Raw genomic sequence first — 7,030 nt, forward strand, 5'->3', positions numbered from 1 at the left:
GCAAATCGGCAGCGAATGAGAAGGACGAGCCCAATGAGCGCCAGGAAGACCGCCAAAACCACCGGCAAGATCACCGCGCTCGACCTCGCCCAGGCTGAACTCAGCGAGGCGACGAAAGCCTATTTCGTCAAATGCGAGGAAAAGCTCGGCCTGGTGCCCAATGTGCTGAAAGCCTATGCCTTCGACGAGAAGAAGCTGCGCGCCTTCACCGACATGTACAACGATTTGATGCTGGGCGAGTCCGGCCTGTCGAAGCTGGAGCGCGAGATGATCGCCGTCGTCGTCTCCTCGATCAACCATTGCTACTATTGCCTGACCGCGCATGGCGCGGCGGTGCGCCAGCTTTCGGGCGATCCTTCCCTCGGCGAGATGATGGCGATGAATTTCCGCGCCGCCGACCTCTCACCCAAGCAGACCGCGATGCTCGAATTCGCCGTCAAGCTGACGGAGGAACCGGCGAAGATCATCGAGGCGGACCGCGCCGCCTTGCGCAAGGCCGGCTTTTCCGACCGCGACATCTGGGACATCGCCTCGACCGCCGCCTTCTTCAACATGTCGAACCGCGTGGCCGCGGCCGTCGACATGCGACCGAACGATGAATACCACGCCATGGCAAGATAGCCGGGCTGGTCACCTCAGTTATTGGCATCGCGCATTCGCATTGCTTCTTCGCTGTTTTGGTCCGATGATCAACGATTGCGGCATAGCCGCATGTCGCTAGCGGCACGGCCGCATGCCGGTTCGCTGCCGCCGATCAAGGGAGGAGAACATGGCGAAGTTTCTCTATGTCTATCACGGCTCCGGCAAGATGCCGACCGACGAAGCCGAGCGGAAGGCGGCGATGGATGCCTGGAACGGCTGGTACGGCAAGCTCGGCTCGGCCGTGGTCGACGGCGGCAATCCGGTCGGCATGTCGAAAACGGTGCTGCCCAGCGGCAAGGTCGAGAACAATGGCGGCAGCAATCCGACCGCCGGCTACACCGTCGTCGAAGCCAGGGATATCGACGATGCCGTCGCCAAAGCCAAGGATTGCCCGATCCTGATGAATCCCGCCTTCAGCGTCGAGATCGCGCCTATCATCGAGATGATGTAGCCGTTCAGGAACGGGCAGCGATGGCCGCGGCGGCCCCTGCCATGGTGGTGGCGCTGACGCGGTTGGCGATCTTCATCGCCCGCTTGCTCTTCAGAAGCTTGCGCGCCTGCGCGGCGGCGAGCACCCAGGCAAGATCGATGGCGACCAGGACCACCGCCATGGTCGCCGTCAGCTCCATCCAGCCGACGACGCTGACCGAGGCGAGATCGATGATAGTCGGCAGCAGCGCCAGGTAGAACATCATGATCTTGGGGTTGCCTAATGTCACCGCCATGCCGGCGAAGAACAGTTTTGCCGGCGAATCCTCGCGCGGCATCTCGCCTTCCTTTGCCTCGACGGGTGCGGTCCACATCTTCCACGCCAGATAGGCGAGATAGGCGACGCCCGCCCATTTCACGGCGACGAAGGCGAGAGAAAGGTCTGCGCCACCACGGCCAGCCCGAACACTGCCAGCGACAGCCAGATGCCCTCGCCGATCCACATGGCGAGCAGGAATGGGAACACGTCGCGAAAACCCTTCGCGATCACCCTTGCGACAAGGGCGGCGATCGACGGGCCGGGTGAACCGGCGGCCACGAAAAGCGCGGCAGCGAAGATCAGCAGCGAGGTGATATGCATGGCCAAAATCTCCGATCGAGGTTTGGCCGCCAATCTAGCCAGCAACGGCAGCATTGGCAAAGAACAAGCAATCGCTTCAGTCGGGCGGGGCGCCGATCTCGACAATTGCCGCCTTGCCGTTCCCGTCGGCCGCGGCTAGAAGAGCCGCCCCGACATTCATTTCGAGCTTCACTTTGCCTCAGTAACCGCCGGTCTCGTCAACTCTCCTGAAAACACAGGGCGCTGCAGTTGCGGAGTCCCGATCATTTCATGTGTTCCTCAGGCGGCGGTTCGAGACCGGTTTGGCATTGCTGAACCTGTCGCGCGCTGCGCGACGCCTGATTTCCTTAAAGCCGCAGCTCTCCAGCCACGCCGTGCCCGCCCGGGCAACTCGACATCGCCGACCTGGCGAACTTCCCGACGGGAAGGGCTTTCGGCATGTCCGGACTTTTGCGTATCCGCTGGGCGATCGCGCCCGAAATCGCGCCTCGACCTCTCATCAACTGCAATCGCTGCCGCGGCCTCAGGCCGTATCGATCGAGCGGCAAGTTCCGCGTCAACGCCAACGGCAAGCGCATCGACGCCTGGCTGATCTACCGCTGCGTCGACTGCGACAATTCCTGGAATTTCGCCATCTTCGAGCGCCGCAACCGCCGCGACATCGAGCCGGCGCTACTCGCGGCACTCGAAAGCAACGACCCGGCGCTGGCCCGGCGTCATGCCTTCGATGCCGCCGTACTGAGGAGCCACGTCAGACGCATCGAGGAGTTCCCAGACGTCGCCATTGAAAGGTATGTGCTGGAACGCCGGCCGGAACATACGACCGTGCTGGACCTGCGGCTCACTCTGGAAATGCCTGTGCCCTTGCGGCTCGACCGGTTGCTGGCTGGCGAACTCGGCGTCTCGCGCTCGCGGCTTCAGGCCTGGGAGGAGCGGCGGCAGCTTTGCGTCGAGCTTGATGGCGCCAGGGCGCTGCGCAGGCCGCCGCACGACGGCATGGCCATCCGTATCGATCTGAGCGACGAACCGGATCGCGACACCATCGTCGCCGCAGCCGGCGCGTGAAACGAAAAAGGGAGGGAGCAGTGCTCCCTCCCTCGATGATTGCTCAGGCGAAGACCTTACGCCGCGCCGACCGCCTTGGCCGACTTCTCGAAACGCTTACGTTCGTTCGGGTCGAGATAGAGCTTGCGCAGCCGGATCGTCTTCGGCGTTACCTCGACCAGCTCGTCGTCCTGGATCCAGGCCAGCGCGCGCTCCAGCGTCATGCGGATCGGCGGGGTCAGCTTCACCGCCTCGTCCTTGCCGGCGGCGCGGATGTTGGTGAGCTTCTTGCCTTTCAAGACATTGACCTCGAGGTCGTTGTCGCGGCTGTGGATGCCGATGATCATGCCCTGATAGACCCTGACGCCGGGATCGATGACCATCGGGCCGCGGTCTTCCAGGTTCCACATCGCATAGGCGACCGACTCGCCCTGCTCGTTGGAGATCAGCACGCCATTGGTGCGGCCGGGCAGTTCGCCCTTGTAGGGCTCATAGGCATGGAACAGCCGGTTCATCACGGCGGTGCCGCGCGTGTCGGTCAAGAGCTCCGACTGGTAGCCGATCAGGCCGCGTGTCGGGGCATGGAAGACCAGGCGCTGGCGGTTGCCGCCGGACGGGCGCAGCTCGACCATCTCGGCCTTGCGCTCCGACATCTTCTGCACGACGACGCCGGCATGCTCCTCGTCGACGTCGATGACGACCTCCTCGACCGGCTCCAGCAGCTCGCCGTTCTCGCCCTTCTGCATGACGACGCGCGGCCGCGACACGGCGATCTCGAAGCCTTCGCGGCGCATCGTCTCGATCAGCACTGCAAGCTGCAATTCGCCACGGCCGGAGACGAAGAAGGAATCCTTTTCCGGCGATTCCTCGATCTTCAGCGCGACATTTCCCTCGGCCTCGCGCAGCAGGCGGTCGCGGATGACGCGGCTGGTCACCTTGTCGCCCTCGGTGCCGGCGAGCGGGCTGTCATTGACGAGGAAGGACATGGTCACCGTCGGCGGATCGATCGGCTGCGCATGCAGCGGCTCGGTCACCGTCGGGTCGCAGAACGTGTCGGCGACGGTGCCCTTCGACAGGCCGGCGATGGCGACGATGTCGCCCGCCTGGGCTTCTTCGATCGGCTGGCGCTCGAGGCCGCGGAAGGCGAGAATCTTGGAGACACGGCCGGTCTCGATCTGGGTGCCGTCATGGTGCAGCACCTTGACCGCCTGATTGGCCTTCAGCGAGCCCGACTCGATGCGGCCGGTGATGATGCGGCCGAGGAAGGGATTGGCTTCCAGGATGGTGCCGATCATGCGGAACGGGCCGGGATGCACCGTCGGCGCCGGCACGTGCTTGACGACGAGATCGAACAGCGGCGCCAGGCCCTGATCCTTCGGGCCTTCGGGGTTTTCCGAGACCCAGCCGTCGCGGCCCGAACCGTACAGGATCGGGAAGTCGAGCTGCTCGTCGGTGGCGTCGAGCGCGGCGAAGAGATCGAACACCTCGTTGACCACCTCGACGTGGCGGGCGTCCGGGCGATCGATCTTGTTGATGACGACGATCGGCTTCAGGCCGACCTTGAGCGCCTTGCCGACGACGAACTTGGTCTGCGGCATCGGCCCTTCGGCGGCATCGACCAGCACGATCGCCGAATCCACCATAGACAGGATGCGCTCGACCTCGCCGCCGAAATCGGCGTGGCCGGGCGTGTCGACGATGTTGATGCGGGTGCCATGCCAGTCGACCGAAGTCGCCTTGGCCAGGATGGTGATGCCGCGTTCCTTTTCGAGGTCGTTGGAATCCATGGCGCGCTCGGCGACGCGCTGGTTGTCGCGGAAGGCGCCGGACTGTTTCAAGAGCTGGTCGACGAGGGTGGTTTTTCCATGGTCGACGTGCGCGATGATCGCGATATTGCGGAGGTTCATGTGTCTGGTCTCGGGAGCGTTGCGGGCAGCAGGCCCAGAGGCGCCGCCTTTTTCGGTTGCGCGGCTCATACAGGGTTTTTCGCATTTGCGAAAGGGGAGGCTCGTACCCAAATATGTGGTTACCAATTGTTAAGCGTCTTTGCGTCAAATGTATCAATTCACCAGGGCGGAACCTTTCGGGGTCCAGGCAGTTCGATTCCCATGACCGATCAACTCACCAGATTGCGTCCAACCGTGGCATGGGCAACGCTTGCCGTTCTGCTGGCGGTTGGCGGGGCGCAGTCCGCCGCGACGCTCAAGGGAAATCCGGCTTTGCCCGCCGATACGCAGACGGCCGAGCAGATGTTCGCCGACGCCCCCGATGGCGTCGACCCGGTGGTGACCGGCCCCGTCAGCGCCGCTTTCAAGCAGCGACAGAAGGATGCCGGCTGCGACAGCGCCGTTTGGCCGAAGATTCCCGCTGTCTGCTATCCGGACTGACGGCCAGCGGTCGCGGTCGTCCTCCTGGAGGCTGTTTCGAAATTCGCTCCGGCGAGTCATATGGTGGTGGTTTCGAGAACCGGAGCGGAGCGGACAATTTGGGTCCGTGAGCACCGGAAGCGCAGAAAACGCCAGCAGATGGCCGCCGGAGTAGAATTTCCAACAGTCTCCTAAGCCGAGCGCACCGGATCGAGCGTCACCTTGTAGAGCTCATTGTCGTCGCGATCCATCAGCCGCACCGTCAGCTGCTCGGTGGCGCCTGAGATGTCGACCAGGCCGAAGAACTGCAGGCCGGCCGACGGCGGCAGGTTCTGGCCCTGCTCGGCGGTCGGCGCCTTGATGAACTTCAGCTCCGGTCCGAAGGTCATGTCGAAATCGTTGGGCCCGAACGTGCCGGCATGGATCGGGCCTGAGACGAATTCCCAGAACGGATTGAAGTCCTGGAACTGCGCCTTGTCGGGGTTGTAGTAGTGCGCGGCCGTGTAGTGGACGTCGGCCGTCAGCCACACCGTGTTGCTGATGCCGGCATTCTTGATGTAGCGCAGCAGGTCGGCGATCTCGAGTTCGCGCCCTTTGGGCAGGCCGTTGTCGCCGTTGCTGACGGCCTCTGCGCCCACTTTCTTGGTGCCGTCGTTCCAGACGACGAGGCCAAGCGGCATGTCGGCGGCGATGATCTTCCAGGTCGCCCTTGAATTGGTCAGCTCGCGTTTCAGCCACTTGGTCTGCTGCTCGCCCAGCATGCGCGATTCCGGCGTCATCGTGTCCTGCATGTCCGGGCCGTTCGGGCCGCGATAGGAGCGCATGTCCAGGAAGAACACGTCGAGCAGCGGCCCGTAGGCGATCTTGCGGTAGACGCGGCCGGGCTCGGCCGGCTCATAGCGGATCGTCGTCATCTCGTGGAAGGCGCGCGCCGCGCGCGCCGCCAGCACATGGATGGATTTTTCCGAATAGCGGTCGTCACTGCTGAGGTCCTTCGAATCCGACCAATTGTTGACGACCTCGTGGTCGTCCCACTGGTAGAAGGTCGGGCAGATGGCGGAGAGGCCCAGCACGTTCTTGTCCATCATGTTGTATTTCCACTGCGCCCGGTATTCGTCGAGCGTCTGCGCCACCTTGCGCTTCTCGTCGATCAGCACGGCGTTCTTCCATTTGCCGCCGCCGGGCAGGTCGACCTCATCCTTCATCACGCCGTCGGCATAGATCGTGTCGCCGGAGTGCAGGAAGAAATCGGGCGTGTGCTTACCGATGGTGGCGTAGGTCTTCATGCCGGTCTCGTCGATGCCCCAGCCCTGGCCGGCGGTGTCGCCCGACCAGGCGAAGCGAATGTCGCGCTTGGAGGCCGGCGCAGTGCGGAACCGGCCGACGATCGGCTCGGAGACGGCGTTGACGTCGGCGAGATCGGCGGCCGTCATGCGGTAGAAGATGTCCTGGTCGGCGGCGAGATCGGTGAGCAGCCGCTTCACCGTGTAGTCGCTGGCCGGCGACGTATCGAGCGGCGCGAGCCTGGTCGCGTTGGCGAAGCTCTCCGTCGACGAGACTTCGAACATCACCCGCGCCGGGCGGTCCGTGCGCGTCCACACCATGCCGCTTCCAGCATCGACGTCGCCCGACTGGACGCCATGGGTGAAGGCCGGACGCTGGCTGGCGCGCGAATAATAGGGCAGCGCGAGGCCCGAGGCGCCGACCAGGCCGAACGCGCTCGCCGAGGTGACGAAGGCGCGGCGGGTCATCGAGATCTTGTTCATGGCTGTCTCCGGGATGGCATTGAACGGGACCGCCAAGCTCCCGCCTCAATGTTTCAGGCGCATCTCGGAACCATGAAGTTTTTCTGACAACCAACAGGTGTCTTTACCTTCTCCCCCCGGGGGAGAAGGTGGATCGGCGCGATAGCGCCGAGACGGATGAGGGG

At 63.8% G+C, this 7,030-nt stretch carries 6 protein-coding genes and 1 pseudogene; 4 read left to right on the forward strand and 3 right to left on the reverse strand.

Annotated elements, in window-relative coordinates; translation table 11 throughout:
• Nucleotides 1–33: 33 nt before the first annotated feature.
• Both EN745_RS04350 and EN745_RS04355 read left to right on the forward strand, forming a co-directional pair.
• Nucleotides 34–621, forward strand: a complete 588-nt coding sequence (locus EN745_RS04350; protein WP_127406666.1) for a peroxidase-related enzyme — start codon at nt 34–36, stop codon at nt 619–621.
• Nucleotides 622–769: 148 nt separating this feature from the next.
• The gene (locus EN745_RS04355) at nt 770–1,093 is read left to right on the forward strand and encodes a YciI family protein (RefSeq protein ID WP_126057576.1); all 324 of its coding nucleotides are present in this window, start codon (nt 770–772) and stop codon (nt 1,091–1,093) included.
• Nucleotides 1,094–1,097: 4 nt separating this feature from the next.
• Here the strand turns inward: EN745_RS04355 and EN745_RS04360 are convergent.
• Nucleotides 1,098–1,711: pseudogene (locus EN745_RS04360) on the reverse strand (LysE family translocator).
• A gap of 417 nt (nt 1,712–2,128) precedes the next feature.
• Here EN745_RS04360 and EN745_RS04365 point away from each other — a divergent pair.
• A complete protein-coding gene (locus EN745_RS04365; protein ID WP_127420614.1) occupies nt 2,129–2,755 on the forward strand; it encodes a DUF1062 domain-containing protein in 627 nt (208 codons plus the stop codon).
• Between the two features lie 56 nt (nt 2,756–2,811).
• On the opposite strand, the gene typA is transcribed toward EN745_RS04365, so the two are convergent.
• Entirely contained in the window at nt 2,812–4,641 is a 1,830-nt protein-coding gene (typA, locus tag EN745_RS04370) for a translational GTPase TypA (protein ID WP_126057573.1), read from the reverse strand.
• Between the two features lie 201 nt (nt 4,642–4,842).
• On the opposite strand from typA, the gene EN745_RS04375 reads away from it, so the two are divergent.
• On the forward strand, nt 4,843–5,121 hold the full coding sequence (locus EN745_RS04375) for a hypothetical protein (RefSeq protein WP_127420615.1): 279 nt from the start codon (nt 4,843–4,845) through the stop codon (nt 5,119–5,121).
• 170 nt (nt 5,122–5,291) lie between these two features.
• Here EN745_RS04375 and EN745_RS04380 read toward each other — a convergent pair whose 3' ends face one another.
• The gene (locus EN745_RS04380; RefSeq protein WP_127420616.1) at nt 5,292–6,866 is read right to left on the reverse strand and encodes an alkaline phosphatase; all 1,575 of its coding nucleotides are present in this window, start codon (nt 6,864–6,866) and stop codon (nt 5,292–5,294) included.
• Nucleotides 6,867–7,030: the final 164 nt, after the last annotated feature.

Source organism: Mesorhizobium sp. M4A.F.Ca.ET.022.05.2.1 (genome assembly GCF_003998845.1).
GTDB lineage: Bacteria > Pseudomonadota > Alphaproteobacteria > Rhizobiales > Rhizobiaceae > Mesorhizobium.